The sequence below is a fragment of the Candidatus Hydrogenedentota bacterium genome, from assembly GCA_016791475.1.
Classification (GTDB): Bacteria; Hydrogenedentota; Hydrogenedentia; order Hydrogenedentales; family JAEUWI01; genus JAEUWI01.
Genome location: JAEUWI010000407.1, coordinates 1 through 544 on the forward strand (window position 1 = coordinate 1; position 544 = coordinate 544).

General features: G+C 64.5%; 2 protein-coding genes. Both read left to right on the top strand.

Annotation, left to right across the window (positions count from 1 at the left end; translation table 11 throughout):
* Positions 1-278, top strand: a 278-nt coding sequence (locus JNK74_29930) for a hypothetical protein (GenBank protein MBL7650390.1), incomplete at its 5' end; no start/stop codon positions are given.
* Positions 275-544: hypothetical protein (locus JNK74_29935; GenBank protein MBL7650391.1), on the top strand; the 270-nt coding region annotated here is incomplete at its 3' end. The genes JNK74_29930 and JNK74_29935, both read left to right, overlap by 4 nt.

The following is a 544-nucleotide window of genomic DNA, read 5'->3' on the forward strand; positions in this document are numbered from 1 at the left end:
ACGTCGTCGGCCAGATCACGCTGCGCTGGGTCTACGGGCCGGTGCTGCCGGAAGACTTGCTGGGCGAGATCCGCAATCGCAAGGGCATCTCGCAGAAGCACCACCAGTGGCTGTCCGATCAGGGACTCGCGCATTTGGAATCGCAGATTCACGCGGTCACGGCGATTGCGCGCAGCTCGATGAGCTATCCCGACTTCAAGCGCCGCTGCGAGGCCGCCTTTGCTGGCGCTGCCCTGCAGTTGGGCCTGCTGCTCGATGAACTCGAGGAGGGGGCGTGAAATGCTGGGTCTGCAAACGACAGGCGCGCGGCTACGGCCACACCGATGGCCGGTTCAAGACCGCCGATCCGCGCCGCTACGTACTCGACTGGGTGTTCTGCTCGCGACGCTGCCAGGACGCCTTCCATGCGCTGTACGGCAACTGGATGCGCGTGAAGGAGGGGCGCATCGACAAGACGGAGGTCGCCATGATCGATCCGTCTGATGTCGAACTGGGCGCGATGAAGATCTGCCTCAAGGCCTTCGGCGAGGCCGCAGGCGAGATC